The sequence below is a fragment of the Proteiniphilum sp. UBA1028 genome (assembly GCF_002316955.1).
Lineage (GTDB): Bacteria > Bacteroidota > Bacteroidia > Bacteroidales > Dysgonomonadaceae > Proteiniphilum.
The window spans coordinates 70,786-71,658 of record NZ_DCEN01000038.1; the positions used below are offsets into that span (position 1 = coordinate 70,786).

An 873-nucleotide genomic window follows, 5' to 3' on the forward strand; every position below is an offset into this window, starting at 1 on the left:
GGTTGTTCAATCATTATTTTATCTTTACGCAAGATTTACTTCAATTTGATATTTCGATTTTACAACAATAATTCACACAAAACAAGATAAAGAAAGCCGTTATCTTATGCTTACATTTAAAACTATTGAATTAAAAGACAGAGAAACAATTAATTCGTATCTCGAAAATCAAAATTACAGGGCCTCGGACCTCTGTTTCACCAACTTGTATGCCTGGGGGAGAAAGTTTGATACGCAGTTTGCTGTGAAAGATGGCTGGCTGTTTATTCGCTTTAAAGACAATAACGGCCGTAATTCTTACCTGAAGCCTATCGGTGCCGGCGATGTGAAAGAAAGTATCGCGAGCATCATGGACGATCATAGCCAGTTTGACACCCTTTTTCAGATCAGAGGGCTCACACAGGAGATGATTGAGGAGATTGAGGAGTCAATGCCCGGTGTGTTCGAATATAAGCTTAACAGGAGTGTGTCGGATTATATCTACACAACAGAAAAGCTAATCCATCTCAAAGGGAAGAAGCTGCAGAGCAAACGGAATCACATCAATCGTTTTAAAAGAGAGAACGAGTGGAAATATAAATCGTTGACCGGCAATCCCCAATTGGTAAGTGAATGCAAAAGCATGCTCGACAAGTGGATGCAGTTGAATGGCGAAGAGAAAGACCCATCCCTTGTCTTTGATGATTACGCTACTACGCAGATGCTCGAAAATTTTGAATGCCTGAATTTAAGAGGAGGGCTTATCTGTGTGAACAACGAAATAGCCGCTTTTACCATCGGTGAGCCTCTTACGCACGATACTGTCGTTGTCCACGTAGAGAAAGCGTTTACAACCATTCACGGTGCATACAATATCATCAATCAGCAATTTGT

1 protein-coding gene is annotated in these 873 nt (G+C 40.7%); it reads left to right on the forward strand.

The genetic code is table 11. The features are described from left to right. Nucleotides 1–106: 106 nt before the first annotated feature. Nucleotides 107–873: DUF2156 domain-containing protein (locus B3Z75_RS06250; RefSeq protein ID WP_294068758.1), on the forward strand; the 767-nt coding region annotated here is incomplete at its 3' end.